Here is a 16,000-nt window from a genome sequence, read left to right as displayed (position 1 = left end):
AGTATAAAATTCCAGCATATAAATAGCAAGAACACTTCACTTAGTAATGATTTCAGGCATTAAATTTCGAGCATACCCAACGGAGGAACAGAAGTTAATTCTGAGCCAATGGATGGGCTGTGCGAGATTTGCTTGGAATGCTAAATGTGATGAGGATAAGTATTTCCGAGGTTTTGCTCGTAAGTTCACACCGTTTAAGCAGTATTTTGATACTCAAGATCAGAAATACGCTCAGTTTAAGTCAGAAGAACTGACCCCATGGCTTGATAAATGTCCAAGTACCATTCTCAAGAACTCGACTGTGAATTGGTACAACACCCTCAAAAAATCAACCAAGGGGATTTGTGGCCGACCAAAGCGCAAAGCCAAAACCGATAAAGGTAGCATCTACCTGACTCGTGACCTGTTCTCTTTCGAGAAAGATCAATTTGGTAAAACACGACTTCAAATTGGTGGTCGTAAATACAATATTGGCTATCTGAGCTTCAATAAACATGCCGATTTTAATGAGCCAAAATCTCTTTATATCCGTAAAGAGCGTGGTCAATACTTTGTTTCATTCTGCTATGAAGATGGAATTGAGATGGAGGATTTTGATGGCAAAAAATTCAATGAAGATAAGTACCTGGAAAAGCAATTAGCATTATTAAGTGATACTGATGCCAATGAACTAAATAAGCACGTTGTTGGTATTGATCGTGGCGTGGCAATCCCTGTTTGTACACCAGCGCAAGAATTTGATTTTACCAGGGAACAAAAGAACCATCTAACCAAAGCTGAGCGCTACATTAAACGATTACAGCGCAAGTTAGCCAAACAGCAAAAAGGGTCAAACCGTAGAGCTAAAACCAAGCACCGTATTGCGATCCATCACGCTAAGAAAGCCAATATCCGAAAGGATTTCAATCACAAGACTAGCCATAGCCTAGTAAGCAAGGAGCGAAATAAAGTATTCATTTTTGAGAAGTTAAATACTCAAAAAATGACGAAAAAGCCAAACCCTAAAAAGGATGAATTAGGTCGATTTATCCCCAACAAGGCAAAGGCAAAAGCAGGTTTAAATAAAGCAATTCTAAATGTTGGTTGGTATATGCTTGAGGCATATGTTAAATACAAAGCCATTCGTTTAGGAAAAGCTGTATTTAAGGTTCAGGCAGCTTACACAAGTCAGGAGTGTGCTTCATGCGGTCACACTCATCCCGACAATCGCAAAACTCAAGAAAAGTTTAAATGCGTGAGTTGTGGTCACACTGATAATGCGGATAAAAACGCATCCAAAGTGATAAAAAGCCGAGCAATAAAATTAATTTTAGACACTGGAACGGTGTTGGAGAAAGGCTTAATGTCTTCCTCTAGTGGGCGTGGAGGTAGTCGTAAGACGAAAAAGAGTGTTAAAACTCTTTCTCGCATTGCCGATGAAACGTCAAAAGAGATGATTGCAGCTTAAGTTGCTTTCAGAAACTCGTTGCTTTAGCTGCGAGTAGTTCATGAGCAAAACGAAAATGTCGGTGCTGCGATCAGCATCTTTAACCGCAATGTCGAACTGTTTAACAACCACATTCAAATCTTTCCCAACAACATTGTAAACACCATGACTGTCGGTAAAAAAGCTGTGCGTCCATTCCGTGACGCTGCTGCGCTGCAAAATTTTGATTACCGTCCCAATTTCAACTAAAAAGATCGCGCTAACACAAAGAACACATCCAAGGCACTCATTTTGATTGCCTTTTTTAATATCTACATTTACTTCACTTCTGGCAGCTATCGCTTGCTATGCCACGGCAATTCATCTCCCACTCTCCCCAACATACTCAAATCAAAACCGTTGTCACCGCACACAATTTCGTACAGAAAAGCTTTGCGTTAAAAGTGTTACAACACTGGTGTTTATTTGCATAATCAAGGAAAATAGCCTCCTTTTAGCGGCGAACTGTTTTTTCGCTCTTGCACTGCAAGCAGAGCAGTGCTTTGCTCTTGTTCAGGATATTTTATGAAGTTTGAAAAATTAGGTCAGTCGGGTCGCGCCCGTCGTGGTCGTTTAACTTTAGAGCATGGTGTGGTTGAAACCCCTGTGTTCATGCCTGTCGGTACTTATGGTACGGTGAAAGGCATGCTCCCGCGTGATATTGAAGACATCAAAGCGCAAATTATTTTAGGCAACACCTTCCATCTTTACCTACGCCCTGGCCTTGAAGTGATTAAAGAGCACGGCGGTCTGCATAAATTCATGAAGTGGGATAAACCCATTCTAACCGATTCAGGCGGCTTCCAAGTCTTCAGTTTGGGCGCGATGCGTAAAATTAAAGAAGATGGCGTAACGTTCCGCTCTCCAATTGACGGTTCTAAAGTATTTTTGTCTCCTGAAATCTCAATGGACATCCAACATACATTGAACTCTGACATCGTGATGATTTTTGACGAATGTACGCCTTATCCTGCAACGCATGAAGAAGCGCAAAAGTCTCTACAATTGTCATTGCGTTGGGCAAAGCGTTGTAAGACTCAGCATCATGATGTGCTTGAAAATAAAAATGCGCTATTCGGCATTATTCAAGGTGGTATGTATGAAGACTTACGTGATGAGTCTTTAAAAGGCTTGCTTGAAGTTGGTTTTGACGGTTATGCCATTGGTGGTCTGTCCGTCGGCGAACCGAAAGAAGAAATGATTAAAGTGCTGGATTATCTTCCAGAAAAAATGCCAGCAGACAAACCGCGCTACCTGATGGGCGTGGGTAAACCTGAGGACATCGTAGAAGGCATCCGCCGTGGCGTCGATATGTTTGACTGTGTCATGCCTACACGTAATGCCCGAAATGGACATTATTTTGTGACCGACGGTTTAGTACGTATCCGTAACAGTAAATACCGTCATGATCAAAGTCCGCTTGATCCACACTGCGACTGTTATACCTGTACAAACTTTACTCGCGCGTATTTATTCCATTTGGAAAAATGTGGCGAGATGCTGGGTGCAATGCTCGGTACTATTCACAACTTACGTTACTACCAACGTTTCACTCAAGACATTCGTGATGCATTGGATAATGATCGCTTTGATGCCTTTGTTGAAGATTTTTATGCACGTCGTGGTTTAGAAGTTCCACCTTGCCCCCAAGATTAATTGTTGTGAGCATTTGCGCTTGGTAAAAAGACAAGGTAAATTGCAGAACAAGTCTATTTATGATCAATTCGTTGGTCACCGTTTTTTTAGTTTAGGAATTTGAAATGAGCCTTTTTATTTCTACAGCTCACGCAGCGGGTGAAGCTGCACAACAACCAAGTATGGTCGCAAACTTATTGATGATTGCTGTTTTTATTGCAATCTTCTACTTCTTAATTTGGCGCCCTCAAGCAAAACGTGCCAAAGAGCACCGCTCTTTGGTTGAAAGTCTTGGCGTAGGCAGCGAAGTGGTATTTGCTGGTGGCTTAATGGGTAAAATCACTAAACTCGAAGGTGACTTTGCAGTGGTTGAACTGAGCCGCGGTGTAGACGTAAAAATTCAACGCGCAAGTGTGATTTCAGTTCTTCCTGAAGGCACATTAAATAACCTTTAATCAAAAAAATTAGTCGTGCATCCGCACGACTTTTTTCATTTTAAGAAGAAAACAAATGCGTTACCCAGCATGGAAATATCTACTGATTCTCGTGGTTTTGACGATCAGTACATTATATGCCCTGCCTAGTTTGTATCCGGATGAGCCTGCGGTTCAAATTTCTGGTGCCAAAGCTGGTACCCAAATTGACCAAAGCATCGTACAAAAAGCAGAGCAGATTTTAAAATCTGAAAGTATCTCAAGCCATGACAACAGTTTTAGCAATAATGCTGCACTGTTACGTCTTGACTCTAGCGAAGCACAATTAAAAGCCAAAGAAGCGTTACGTCGTGGCCTTGGTGATGACTATGTTGTCGCGTTGAACTTGGCGCCAACCACGCCAGAGTGGCTACAAAAAATTGGTGCAAAACCAATGAAGCTCGGTCTGGACTTACGTGGTGGTGTTCACTTCTTATTAGAAGTGGATATGGATAAAGCGATTGCTCAGCGCATGGAAACCTCTGCGACTGATTTACGTCGTCAGTTCCGTGACAACAAAATTAAATTTAACAGCCTTGCATTAAACAACAACACCATTACCGTTCAGTTCGCCAACAATGATGATCGTACTGCGGCTCAAGACTACTTACGTAGCAATGGTAATGAGTTTAATCAGCAAGCGGTCGCAACTGCGACAGGTTCAACCTTACGCTTAACCTATACCGATGTTCGCCGCCAAGAAATTCAATCTTATGCCGTGAACCAAAACTTAACCACTTTACGTAACCGTATTAACGAGTTAGGTGTGGCAGAAGCCTTGGTACAAACACAAGGTAGTAACCGCATCGTGGTTGAGCTCCCAGGTGTTCAGGACACTGCTGAAGCAAAACGTGTCTTGGGTCGTACAGCAAACCTAGAGTTCCGTTTGGTCTCTGACCAAAATGACCAAGTGATTGACCCTTATACGGGCAAGAGCAATGGTCAACCGCTTCCACCAGGAACCGAACTTTTTGCCTATCAGTCTTTAGACAGCGGACGTGAATTACTTTTAAACCGTAACCGTATTTTAACGGGTGAACGTGTTCAAAACGCATCAAGTGGCTTTAGCCAAGACACTGGCGGTGCTGAGGTAAACATTACATTAGACACAGCAGGTGGCAAACTGATGGCCGATGCAACCCGGAATGCGGTGGGTAAGCGTATGGCTGTGTTGTTCATTGAAAATAAACAACGTATTAGCTATATCACCGATCCTACCACTGGTGCGCAAACTGAAGTCCGTACACCCTATGCAGAGTCTGTCGTGATTAACGCTGCAACCATTCAAGCAGTCCTCGGCTCTCAATTCCGTATCACGGGTCTAGATTCACCTCAAGAAGCGTCTGAACTTGCACTAATGCTACGTGCTGGTGCACTTGCTGCGCCAATGTACTTTGTTGAAGAACGTGTAGTGGGTCCAAGCCTCGGTCAAGAAAACATTGATAAAGGTGTGCTATCAACTCAAATCGGCTTCTTACTAGTCGCAATCTGGATGGTAGTCTTCTTCCGTCTCTTTGGCTTAATTGCTAACTTTGCCTTGGTCTTCAACTTAGCCATGATTCTAACCGTCATGTCATGGATTGGTGCTTCCCTCACCCTGCCGGGTATTGCGGGTATCGTGATTACCATTGGTATGGCGGTCGATGCCAACGTCTTGATCTGTGAGCGAATACGTGAAGAAATGAAGTGGGGAGCATCACCCAAACAAGCCATTGTGGCGGGTTATGACCGTGCTTATAACACCATTTTCGACTCAAACTTAACCACATTCTTGGTTGCGTTTATCCTATTTGCTATCGGTACAGGCCCAATTAAAGGCTTCGCTGTGACCTTAATGATCGGTATTATCTGCTCTATGTTTACTGCTATTACAGTAACACGTGCGATTGTACAGCTCATTTATGGCAAAAAACGTAACTTGAAAAAGTTGAGCATATAAGGAGATCGATGATGACTAATGTGACTCAACAAGATTCAAAAAAATACGGCCGTCCAGATGATGAACGTGTAATTGATTTTATGAAGATTGCGCTGCCTGCAGCCATTCTTTCTATTGTCTTAACCATTGGCAGCCTATTCTTTATTTTCACCAAGGGTCTTAACTTAGGTTTGGACTTTACTGGTGGTATTTCTGCCGAATTGAACTATAGCAAACCCGTGAAGTCGGCCGATGTCTCTGCTGCACTGACCAAAGCTGGCTTTCATGACCCTGTGGTACAAACCATTGGTTCAGATCGTGATTTGATTGTGCGTATGCCTGTACAAGAAGACACAGCCGCAGAAGACTTAACCAAAAGCATTACCCAAGCTGTACAGCTACCGGGTAACTCTGCTTCAGTTAACAAAGTTGATGTGGTGGGTGGACAAGTCGGGAATGAACTCTACATTCGCTCAGCGGGTGCTGTGGCTTTAGCGTTACTGCTGATGTTGGTCTACGTAACGATTCGCTTTGAATTCAAACTGGCGATGGGTGCTGTACTGTCTTTGTTCCATGACGTGGTGGTTACCATCGGTATTTTTGCCATGATGCAGTGGCCATTTGACTTAACTGTATTGGCTGCAATTCTGGCTCTGATTGGTTTCTCATTGAATGACAACATTGTCGTTTCGGATCGTATTCGTGAAAACTTCCGTAAGATTCGTGGCGCTTCGCCTTTAGAGATCGTCAACATCGCTTTAACTGAGACCCTACGTCGTACCATTCACACCTCAATGACTTTATTGTTGGTGGTGATCTCGATGATGATCCTCGGTGGTGATGGCCTTAAATGGTTCTCCGTTGCAATGTTTGTGGGCGTCTTTGTGGGTACCTACTCTTCAATCTACATCGGTACAGCTTTTGCTTTATGGCGTGGCTTAAACCGTCAAGACTTCATTGTTCAAGTGAAGCCTGAGTTTGAAGAAGAAAATGAAATTCCATAAATGCACACCATAGTGTGAAAAAGAAAGCCTCTCAATCGAGAGGCTTTTTTATGTCGGTGAGAAGGTGTTGTACCAGCTCAATCTGAGGCAACGCAGCAACGCATAGCCACGGCAGGACTGTTCTGCCCGCCAAGCCACGGTCAACATCACATCTCCCAACTCAAAATTTTGATAGGCAAAACTCCCAATCAGAGGATGACTACACATGCCGCCATTATGCGTTGGATGTGCTTGAGTGTTCAGTTCATTTAAGTTTAAACGAATGCCTAAACCCGAGGCTTTAAGCACCGCTTCTTTGGTGGTCCAGACCTTAAACCAGTATGCTTTGTCCTGATCAAACTCGTGCCACACGCGAAGTTCCTCTACGTGAAAAGCATGTTTAGCCAAAGCCTCAAAGCGTACTTTTCGGCTTAATTCTTCCACGTCCACGCCTAAATCTTGCATCCACTCACTGGTAGCTAAAGCATAGTAATCTTGGCTGTGACTATGATTAAAATGAAAGGAAGGCTGATCAAGCAAATAAGGTTTACCTGTCTCACTCAACGCAATGGAGTGATCATCCACAATCATCTGCCGTTGTTCGGATAAGCATTGATTGCGATATTGATAAATGGCTTGTTTTCGCTGTGCAATTTGCTCAACACGTGACAGGTTGTGATCCACCAGCACAATGTCCTCAATCTTTTTCAGCTCAACACGTATTGTCCTTGCCACTTTGCCTTCCTATCATAGTTTCATTCATCATAAAATAAAAAAGCCCAAAGATCACTTTGGGCTTTTCAGCATCAAAACCTTAATGCCTGATTAGCGTTTGAATTTCTTCTCAGCTTTCTTAAATTTCTGAACATAACGACGCTTACGCGCTGCTGTACGTTCATCCACCTGTGATTTACGTCCTTCAAATGGGTTTTCAGAGGTTTTAAACTCAATACGTACTGGCGTACCTTCAAGTTTGTACACTTTACGGAATACGTTTTCTAAATAACGACGATAATCCGCAGGCGTTTTATCAACTTTGTTACCATGCACCACAATCGTAGGTGGATTTTGTCCACCCATATGGGCATAACGCATTTTAATACGGCGACCACCGACCATTGGCGGTTGGTGCGCATCCGTAGCATCACTTAAAATTTGTGTGATTTTTGCAGGTGAAACTTTCAAATGTGACGAATCATAAGCACGGTGAATCGATGGATATAGATCCCCCACACCCGTACCATGCAATGCAGAAATCAAATGCACTTTCGCCCAAGGAATAAAGTCAAAGCGACGATCAACATCCAACTTACATTGTTTGCGATCATACTCAGACATATTGTCCCATTTGTTAATCGCGATCACCATCGCACGGCCCGCTTCAAGCGCGTAACCAATCAAATGTAGATCTTGCTCAACCACACCTTCACGTGCATCAAGAACAACCACAATGACATGGGCATCTTTAATGGCCTGTAGCGTTTTCACAATTGAGAACTTCTCAATCATTTCATCGACTTTACCTTTACGACGCACACCTGCAGTATCGATTAAGGTGTAATGACGGCCATCACGTTCATACGGGATATAGATCGAGTCGCGGGTTGTCCCCGGTTGGTCAAATGCAACTACACGCTCTTCACCCAACAAACGGTTCACTAGCGTCGATTTACCGACGTTTGGACGACCAATAATCGCTAAACGTAAGCCTGTGTTCTTGTCGTGCTCATCTGCATCTTCATCTTCAGGCACACTTGAAAGCACATCTTCAAGCATTTGCTGTACACCGCGACCATGGCTCGCAGCCACTTGCATGGGTTCGCCCATACCCAACTTGTAGAATTCAACAAGTGCAGCTTCGGCATGTACACCATCAACTTTGTTCGCCACAAGGTAAACTTTCTTACCGAGTGTACGCAGCTCACGCGCAATTTGCTCATCCGATGCGAGTAGGCCTGCGCGTGCATCGACGACAAATACAATAATATCGGCTTCATTGATGGCAGTTTTAGACTGTTCTGCCATGTAAGAGTCGATACCGCCTTCATTTTCGCCAATACCACCAGTATCAACCACAATGAAAGACTTATTTTGAAATACAGCATCACCATATTTACGGTCACGAGTCAGACCGGCAAAGTCAGCAACAAGCGCGTCTCGGCTTTTGGTGATCTGGTTAAATAGCGTTGATTTTCCGACGTTCGGACGACCAATGAGCGCAATTACGGGTTTCATAGATTAACCTTTATTCAAGATCAGCCAGTGAGACTGGTCTGAACATCAGAAACTGGAAGAAAAATTAGGTGAAAAACCTGAATAAAAACTCGGGGTTTTGACTAAGCAAACACCCCGAGGAATTTAAAAAAATACGAATTTCGACTAGTTTAACATAAGTCGAACAGAATTAACGATTCTGCCAAATGCTTAATGCACCCTTTCGTGTTGCAACATAGAGTTGATCATCAATCACGCGTAAAGTACGAACTTCACCAGACGTCTTCGCACGACCGATCAGTTCACCTGTCGCAGGGTTCAGCATGTGCAATACGCCATCTAGATCACCGACAATCAAGTCTTGGCCTAACATCACAGGATTACTCAATTGGCGGTTCAGCAGGCTGTCATTTTCCCAAAGCTTTTGACCCGTGCTAATTTCATAAGCCACTAACTTGCCGTCAGTTTGCGCCACAAATACACCATTACCCACCACTTCAGGGCGCTGCGTACTGCTTGAGTCTTCACTCCACACTACCTGCTGTGAAGCCAAATCTGTCATGGTCACTTGACCTTGATAGCTGGTCGTAATCAAGTACTGACCTGCCACTACAGGATCACCATCAACATCATTCAAACGTTGAATATCCGAACGACCATCCGACACAGCTACACGGCGCTGCATACGTGGTACACCTGTAAGCACATCTAAAGCATAAACATAGGCATTAGCTGAAGAAATCAGCACTGTACGCGCATCAACAGGAACAGGCGCTGCATTACCACGTAAGCTAAGTTGTACATTTGGTAAGTTATAAGTCCACACTTGCTGACCTGTTGCCAAATCATGCGCAAAAACAGTGCCATCATTACTGACAGAAATGACACGACCCGCTTGAATCAACGATGGCGCAAGAAGTGCACCTGTTAATTGTGCTGTCCATTTTTGCTCGCCAGTTGCCTGATCTAAAGCAAACAATTGACCTTTGGCGTTACCTACAATGACATGACCATCGGCAGCTTCAACGCCTGAACTCAAACCAGCTTTAGATACTTCTTTCTGCCATAGTTTTTGTTTACCTTGATATGCCGTCACTAGACCTTTAGGGTCAAGTGCAAAAACTACACCGTTGTCTGCATCTAAGCGTAAACGTAAAGGATCAGCAGTCGAAGTTGAAGACACACTTTGAGAAAATACAGGAGTCAGGGTTTTCGCCTGCGTCAGTTTTGGAAGTGGATTCGGCTTAACTTCTTCTACTTTTCCGCTACTTGCACAACCCGCAAGTGCTAAAGTTAATACGGTTAATGCGCACGAAATTTTGTATTTTCTATTCATTCAGTTTCTTCCGCTGCTGTTTCTATAAGTGGACGTTCGATTTCAGGATCATCAACTAAAATACCAACACTTTCGAGTTTAATTTGTAAAATTTGGCGTTCTTGTTTACGTTCAACCAACTGATCCCATGCACTTTGGTACGCTTTTTTTGCATTTTCGATGTCGTTTTTAGCCACATAGACATCACCCAAAGCTTCATCGGCTGTCGCTTTAAAAGCAGGATCTTTTACCAATGCGAGATTTTTAATCGCATCATCAAATTTCTTTTGTGCCAATTGCGAATACGCTAAACGCAATTTCACAATTTGCACTAAGCCGTCGTCATCCACTTTCGAGTTTTCAACTTTCTTCAGTGCTTTTTCAGCACTTGCATAATCCGCTTTGTCATAGGCCAATTTTGCCATCAACAATTGCGTTTGAATGGCCTGCGCCGAATCTGGTGCTTCTTTCACAATTTTGTCCGCAGTTGCAGACAAGGCTGTAAATGCATCACCTTGCGTTGCACGTGCTTCATCCATCAATTGCTGAACTTTAGCCGTGTTCATTTGGTTCTCGGCCAAAGTTTTCTTCTGCCAGTATTGCCATCCAAAAAAGGCAATCAGCGCAATTAAAATCCCACTAATAATGGCTGAACCATATTTCTTAGTGAAAGACTTTAAACTATCAAGTTGCTCATCATCACTTAATGCGCTCATGTGACTACCCTTTCCTTATATTTTGGCTTATTTTGAAGAAAATTTTTCAATCATAAATGGCACGATGTCATCCACCGCAACCAAAGTTTGTTCAGCTGTTGCCAACTCTTTTACGGCAAACTGCGCAGCTTCTACCTCGCGCTCACCCAAAATGAGGGCAAACAGTGCGCCAGACTGATCCGCTTTTTTCATTTGCGACTTCATTGAACCATGTGAACCAACTTTCAAACGAAGCGTGCTTGATGCAGCATCTAACTGGTTACGAATTTGTTCTGCAAGCACCAAAGCTTTGCCTTGAGAAGCGGGATCTGCCAATAAAAACATTTCGCAGTCACGTATAGGTGTAGCGTCTTCGACTTGCTCAAGCAATAACAACAGACGCTCCATGCCCATCGCAAAACCAACTGCAGGTACAGACTGATCCGCCTTGCCTTTAAGCTGACCCACTAAGCCATCGTAACGACCGCCCGCACAGACTGTGCCTTGTGAACCCAAATGCGTGGTGGTCCATTCAAATACAGTTTTATTGTAATAATCTAAGCCACGCACCAGTTTTTGGTTAATCACGAAGCTCACACCTGCATCGGTTAAATACTGCTGCAAAGTGGCAAAGTGCTGTAGTGTCTCCTCTCCCATAAAGTCATGCAACTTCGGCGCATTTTCTAAAATGGCTTGAGTTTTGGCATCTTTAGAGTCAAGAATACGTAGTGGGTTGGTGGTTAAACGACGCTGTGAATCTTCATCCAAATCATTTTTATGTGATTCTAAGAACTCCACCAATGCCGCACGATAAGCTGCACGCTCATCAGACTCACCCAAAGTATTCAACTCAAGTTGAACTTTATCTGCCACACCCATGCGTTTCCACAGACGTGCCGTCATCAAAATCAGCTCAGCATCCATATCTGGGGTTGCAACACCAAAGGTTTCCACGCCGAACTGGTGGAACTGACGGTAACGACCCTTTTGCGGCTTTTCATAACGGAACATCGGCCCGATATACCAAACACGAGGCGTCGCACCGCGAAGCAAGTTATGCTCCAGCATGGCACGTACACAGCCTGCTGTTCCTTCAGGACGCAAAGTCAAAGACTCAGGCGGATTACCTTTGTCCAAGAAGGTGTACATTTCTTTTTCAACGATATCCGTTGCATCACCAATTGAACGTTTGAACAAATTGGTTTGTTCAACAATAGGCAAACGAATTTGCTGGTAGCCATACGCATCCATCAATGATGCGAGATGCTGTTCAAGACGTCTCCACGCTGGTGTTTGCGTAGGAAGAATGTCATTAAAACCTTTGATTGCGACAATTGAACTCATGATGAACTACGGATGATCTCTTTAGATTTAGCTTCTTCAAGCTCTGAAACACGCTGACGAACCATCGTTTCGATTTCGTCAACCAACTGATTTGTGTCAATTAAATGGCTCTTTTCACCATTACGATACACCAGTGAGCGTGGACTTGCACCAACTACACCAATATCGGCTTCTTTGGCTTCACCCGGACCATTCACTTTACACCCAATCACCGACACATCCATTGGGGTACGAATATCTTCTAAACGCTCTTCTAAGGCTTGCATCACTGAAATCACGTTAAACTCTTGACGTGAACAGCTTGGACAAGCAATGAAGTTAATGCCATTTGAGCGAAGACTGAGTGATTTTAAAATATCAAAACCAATCTTAATCTCTTCTTCAGGTTCCGCTGCCAAGGAAATACGCATGGTGTCACCAATGCCATCCAACAACAAACCGCCCAATGCAATCGCAGACTTCACTGAACCTGTACGGTAAATCCCAGCTTCTGTCACACCCAGATGTAACGGATTATCAATTTGCTGTGAAAGTAGGCGATAAGCATCCATGGTTAAAAACACATTGGATGCTTTCACTGAGACTTTGAATTCGTGGAAATCTAAACGGTCTAGAATATCAATATGGCGCATCGCCGACTCAAGCAATGCCTGACCAGTTGGCTCACCATATTTCTTTTGAATATCTTTTTCCAGTGAACCTGCATTCACCCCAATACGCATAGAAATATCGTTATGACGCGCTGCAGCCACCACTTCACGAATTTTTGCTTCAGAGCCAATATTTCCGGGATTAATCCGTAAACAGTCCGCCCCCAAGTCCGCAACACGCAGTGCAATCTTGTAATCAAAATGAATATCTGCAACCAACGGCACTGATGAACGCTTACGAATTTCACCAAAAGCCTCTGCAGCTTCCATCGTCGGTACAGAAACACGCATGATGTCCGCACCTACATCTGCACAGCGCTGAATTTGCGCTAGCGTTGCTTCCACATCACAAGTTTCAGTATTGGTCATACTTTGAATGCTGATGGGTGCATCGCCACCGACATAGACTGAACCTACACGAATCTTACGAGTAGGCTTGCGTTTAATTGGATTTACAATCATTGCTTTTCCTTGATCCCATTAACGTGACAAGCGGAAATCTGCTTTTCCACCGACGGTATATGGTGACAATGAAATACTTTCATTATTTAAGCTGAGTGACACAGCAGCAGCATCATCGATACGAATTTGAAAAGGTGTCTCGCCAGCAAGCTCAAGTGTAGAGGCTTGACGCCCTGTTGCCAGTACTTTCCCAGTTGAATCGACAATATGTACAGACGTAGGACGATTGAACTCAAGTTTCAACTGATCCCCTGTGGTTGCAGCAGCCCCATTCATATTGATGATTTGTACATCAGATTCAGTCTGCGGAGTCGTAGCCTCATCTGTACTGCCTGACCAATTCTGAATCATGCCGAACAACGCTGCCAAAATCGCAATTACAACAATCGCAATCAGTCCACGTTTCAACCATTTACGGTTACGGTCACGGTTAGAGCCAGGTAATTTACCCATGATTTTAATCGGTGAATTATTCAATGCATGATTTGGCAATAGCCCCGTATCATTGGCATAGATATCATCAAAACGCTGAATAATCGTAGTAGCATCCACTTTTAGGAACTTCGCATAAGTACGATAGTAACCCTTAATAAAAGTTGCTTCTGGAAGCGCCGTATATTCATCCTGCTCAAGCGCAGTTAAAGTCTTGAGTGGGATATTCAACTCTTTGGCAACGTCGCTTAATTCACGTTTTTGCGTAATACGAATTTGACGAAGATAATCACCCGGACGTTGGATATTTCCTAAAGCATTGCTAGAACCATTCGATTGTGGTGAATTAGGATTTACTTCCATACGGCCTCAGTAGTGTACTGTAATTGCAAATAACGTTTGTATTCTTGACTGTCTGGATACAATGCACGTAACTGGTTGACCAGTACTTGCGAACCCATCGTGTCATGATTTGCTCGCGCAATTCGGATCCCAATCCAAAGCGCACGTGCATCTAAGTTTTTCTCGCCAACTGCTCGCACAAACTGTTCATAGTACTGCGTAGCTTCAGCATTTTGCTGACGTAAATATGAAATTTCCGCCATTTCGATCATGGCAAGATAGGCACCTGAGTTTACCTGTAGGGCTTGTTTAAAAGCTGCTTCTGCTTCTGCCACTCGACCTACTTGTAGATACGCACGACCTAAATTTTCCAATGCTCGATAACGTTGATCATACCCTAAAGTTGAACCTGCAACTTGAAGTTGATCAATCGCGTCATTATAACGCCCAATTTGATATAAATACGTACCGTAGTTGTTACGAGCCTGTGCATTTTTTGGCTCAGCCGCAATTGCATGCTTAAAATAACGCTCTGCCTTTTCCACATTTTGTGGACTGCCTTCACGCTGTAACAACACCCCCATCATCATATTTGCAGATGCATCACGAGAGTCGATGTCTAATGCCTGATCCAATGTACGTTTCGCAGCATCGTAATCATTCGACTTAATATATTCAGCCGCCAACTGTGTTCTAACTTGTACTGCTTTACTTGGATCACCTTTCGTATTCACGGTTTGGCAACCCACTAAGTACCACACTGACACACCCAGTGTCAGCGCAAGGTAAAGTTTAGAAACGGGTTTTTTCAATTGGCATCCCCTTATATTATCCTTGTGAACGTAGAATCTCGTTTTTCTCTGCTACTTTCTTTTTCCACTGCTCAGAACGACGTGTTCGATCAGCCACTTGTCCGACCAATTGTCCGCAGGCAGCATCAATATCATCGCCACGCGTTTGACGAATCGTACACACAAATCCGGCGTCAGACAAAGTTTTTTGGAAAGAAATAATGCGGTTGCGACTTGAACGACCATAAGGCGCATGTGGAAATGGATTAAACGGAATTAAATTAATTTTACTTGGTAAATTCTTCAACAGTTTAATCATTTGCTGTGCATGCTCAGGATGATCATTCACCCCATCCAACATCACATATTCAATCGTGACATGCTTACGCGCACTTTCATTGCCGTCTTTGGCGATATAACGCTGACATGCTGCAATCAATTGTGCCAATGGATATTTTTTATTGATTGGAACCAATTCATTTCGCAGTTCGTCATTTGGTGCGTGTAGGGAGATTGCCAATGCAACATCAATATCTTGTGCCAATTGATCAATTTTCGGCACCACACCTGAAGTCGATAAAGTCACGCGACGCTTAGACATACCATAAGCAAAATCGTCTAGCATAATACGCATTGAGCTCAATACAGCATCATAGTTGAGTAGCGGCTCGCCCATCCCCATCATTACGACGTTGGTCACCGAACGCTCACGCTCAGCTACAGGCACATCTTCCATATAAGAATAGTTTGCGACCCATAACTGACCAATAATTTCATCTGGGTTTAAGTCGCGCTGAAAGCCTTGTTTACCGGTTGAACAGAATGAACAATCCAGTGCACAGCCCACTTGAGATGAAATACATAAAGTACGGCGCAAACCACTGCGATGCTCAGCAGGGATCAATACGGTTTCAACCAAAGAACCTTCGCCCTCACCGACACGAAAGACCCACTTACGCGTACCATCTTTAGAATAGTTTTTATGCACCACTTCTGGCGCTTTAATTTCACAGAGCTTTTCAAGTTTTTCACGCAATTTACCTGAGATATTGGTCATCTCAGCAAAATCAGTCACAAAAAACTGGTGAATCCATTTCATCACCTGTCCTGCACGAAACTTTTTTTCTCCCATATCTTCGAAGAATTTTTCAAGCTGCGGACGTGACATGCCAAGTAAGTTCACTTTCGCAACAGAGTTTTGCTGTGCAGGAGCGGATGGAGATTGTTGCTGTTCAGCCGAAACTGTAGAGACAGCGACCACTTCAGTACTCATGTGTATTA

Annotated in this window: 14 protein-coding genes and 1 pseudogene; 6 read left to right on the top strand and 9 right to left on the bottom strand. The window is 43.6% G+C overall.

The genetic code is table 11. From position 1 onward, the window contains the following. Positions 1-46: 46 nt before the first annotated feature. The 6 genes and pseudogenes from ACY3FQ_RS02605 to secF all read left to right on the top strand — a co-directional run bounded on the left by ACY3FQ_RS02605 (position 47) and on the right by secF (position 6,495). The gene (locus ACY3FQ_RS02605) at positions 47-1,447 is read left to right on the top strand and encodes an RNA-guided endonuclease InsQ/TnpB family protein (RefSeq protein ID WP_489773583.1); all 1,401 of its coding nucleotides are present in this window, start codon (positions 47-49) and stop codon (positions 1,445-1,447) included. A 36-nt stretch (positions 1,448-1,483) separates the two neighbouring features. Next, positions 1,484-1,675, top strand: a pseudogene (locus ACY3FQ_RS02600) (LemA family protein); the annotation flags it as partial. A 315-nt stretch (positions 1,676-1,990) separates the two neighbouring features. Then, entirely contained in the window at positions 1,991-3,121 is a 1,131-nt protein-coding gene (tgt, locus tag ACY3FQ_RS02595; RefSeq protein ID WP_201952496.1) for a tRNA guanosine(34) transglycosylase Tgt, read from the top strand. 104 nt (positions 3,122-3,225) lie between these two features. Next, on the top strand, positions 3,226-3,555 hold the full coding sequence (gene yajC / locus ACY3FQ_RS02590) for a preprotein translocase subunit YajC (protein ID WP_004697692.1): 330 nt from the start codon (positions 3,226-3,228) through the stop codon (positions 3,553-3,555). Positions 3,556-3,610: 55 nt separating this feature from the next. Then, positions 3,611-5,512 (top strand): protein translocase subunit SecD, encoded by a 1,902-nt coding sequence (gene secD / locus ACY3FQ_RS02585; protein ID WP_178928277.1) that lies wholly within the window; start codon positions 3,611-3,613, stop codon positions 5,510-5,512. An 8-nt stretch (positions 5,513-5,520) separates the two neighbouring features. Then, a complete protein-coding gene (gene secF, locus ACY3FQ_RS02580; RefSeq protein ID WP_201952499.1) occupies positions 5,521-6,495 on the top strand; it encodes a protein translocase subunit SecF in 975 nt (324 codons plus the stop codon). A 48-nt stretch (positions 6,496-6,543) separates the two neighbouring features. On the opposite strand, the gene ACY3FQ_RS02575 is transcribed toward secF, so the two are convergent. The 9 genes from ACY3FQ_RS02575 to rlmN form a co-directional block, all read right to left on the bottom strand. Further along, positions 6,544-7,209 carry a 4'-phosphopantetheinyl transferase family protein gene (locus tag ACY3FQ_RS02575; protein ID WP_489773582.1) on the bottom strand — a complete coding sequence of 222 codons (666 nt, stop codon included), beginning with the start codon at positions 7,207-7,209 and terminating at the stop codon, positions 6,544-6,546. A gap of 90 nt (positions 7,210-7,299) precedes the next feature. Further along, positions 7,300-8,709: a ribosome biogenesis GTPase Der gene (gene der, locus ACY3FQ_RS02570; protein WP_010327527.1), complete on the bottom strand. Its 1,410-nt coding sequence runs from the start codon at positions 8,707-8,709 to the stop codon at positions 7,300-7,302. A gap of 169 nt (positions 8,710-8,878) precedes the next feature. Next, positions 8,879-10,024 (bottom strand): outer membrane protein assembly factor BamB, encoded by a 1,146-nt coding sequence (gene bamB / locus ACY3FQ_RS02565; protein ID WP_078388498.1) that lies wholly within the window; start codon positions 10,022-10,024, stop codon positions 8,879-8,881. Then, on the bottom strand, positions 10,021-10,719 hold the full coding sequence (locus ACY3FQ_RS02560; RefSeq protein ID WP_184118597.1) for a YfgM family protein: 699 nt from the start codon (positions 10,717-10,719) through the stop codon (positions 10,021-10,023). The genes bamB and ACY3FQ_RS02560 overlap by 4 nt, the downstream gene beginning before the upstream one ends. 27 nt (positions 10,720-10,746) lie before the next feature. After that, entirely contained in the window at positions 10,747-12,042 is a 1,296-nt protein-coding gene (gene hisS / locus ACY3FQ_RS02555; RefSeq protein WP_004983518.1) for a histidine--tRNA ligase, read from the bottom strand. Then, complete coding sequence (gene ispG / locus ACY3FQ_RS02550) at positions 12,039-13,154, bottom strand: flavodoxin-dependent (E)-4-hydroxy-3-methylbut-2-enyl-diphosphate synthase (protein ID WP_004697677.1); 1,116 nt, start codon at positions 13,152-13,154, stop codon at positions 12,039-12,041. Before ispG ends, hisS begins: the two co-directional genes overlap by 4 nt. 18 nt (positions 13,155-13,172) lie before the next feature. Beyond that, the gene (locus tag ACY3FQ_RS02545; protein ID WP_010327531.1) at positions 13,173-13,949 is read right to left on the bottom strand and encodes a helix-turn-helix domain-containing protein; all 777 of its coding nucleotides are present in this window, start codon (positions 13,947-13,949) and stop codon (positions 13,173-13,175) included. After that, positions 13,940-14,740: a type IV pilus biogenesis/stability protein PilW gene (pilW, locus tag ACY3FQ_RS02540; protein ID WP_004697674.1), complete on the bottom strand. Its 801-nt coding sequence runs from the start codon at positions 14,738-14,740 to the stop codon at positions 13,940-13,942. The genes ACY3FQ_RS02545 and pilW overlap by 10 nt, the downstream gene beginning before the upstream one ends. A 16-nt stretch (positions 14,741-14,756) precedes the next feature. After that, the gene (gene rlmN / locus ACY3FQ_RS02535; RefSeq protein WP_279690373.1) at positions 14,757-15,992 is read right to left on the bottom strand and encodes a dual-specificity RNA methyltransferase RlmN; all 1,236 of its coding nucleotides are present in this window, start codon (positions 15,990-15,992) and stop codon (positions 14,757-14,759) included. Positions 15,993-16,000 lie beyond the last annotated feature (8 nt).

The sequence above is a fragment of the Acinetobacter sp. AB03 genome (assembly GCF_058107045.1).
Note: the sequence above shows the minus strand (reverse complement) of the source record. Positions and strands in the feature narration are given on the sequence as shown.

Bases quoted from the DNA above. Each gene is read 5' to 3' on its own strand.
- ACY3FQ_RS02605 (WP_489773583.1), top strand. From the start codon at position 47: ATGATTTCAGGCATTAAATTTCGAGCATACCCAACGGAGGAACAGAAG.
- tgt (WP_201952496.1), top strand. From the start codon at position 1,991: ATGAAGTTTGAAAAATTAGGTCAGTCGGGTCGCGCCCGTCGTGGTCGT.
- yajC (WP_004697692.1), top strand. From the start codon at position 3,226: ATGAGCCTTTTTATTTCTACAGCTCACGCAGCGGGTGAAGCTGCACAA.
- secD (WP_178928277.1), top strand. From the start codon at position 3,611: ATGCGTTACCCAGCATGGAAATATCTACTGATTCTCGTGGTTTTGACG.
- secF (WP_201952499.1), top strand. From the start codon at position 5,521: ATGATGACTAATGTGACTCAACAAGATTCAAAAAAATACGGCCGTCCA.
- der (WP_010327527.1), bottom strand. From the start codon at position 8,709: ATGAAACCCGTAATTGCGCTCATTGGTCGTCCGAACGTCGGAAAATCA.
- bamB (WP_078388498.1), bottom strand. From the start codon at position 10,024: ATGAATAGAAAATACAAAATTTCGTGCGCATTAACCGTATTAACTTTA.
- ACY3FQ_RS02560 (WP_184118597.1), bottom strand. From the start codon at position 10,719: ATGAGCGCATTAAGTGATGATGAGCAACTTGATAGTTTAAAGTCTTTC.
- hisS (WP_004983518.1), bottom strand. From the start codon at position 12,042: ATGAGTTCAATTGTCGCAATCAAAGGTTTTAATGACATTCTTCCTACG.
- ispG (WP_004697677.1), bottom strand. From the start codon at position 13,154: ATGATTGTAAATCCAATTAAACGCAAGCCTACTCGTAAGATTCGTGTA.
- ACY3FQ_RS02545 (WP_010327531.1), bottom strand. From the start codon at position 13,949: ATGGAAGTAAATCCTAATTCACCACAATCGAATGGTTCTAGCAATGCT.
- rlmN (WP_279690373.1), bottom strand. From the start codon at position 15,992: ATGAGTACTGAAGTGGTCGCTGTCTCTACAGTTTCGGCTGAACAGCAA.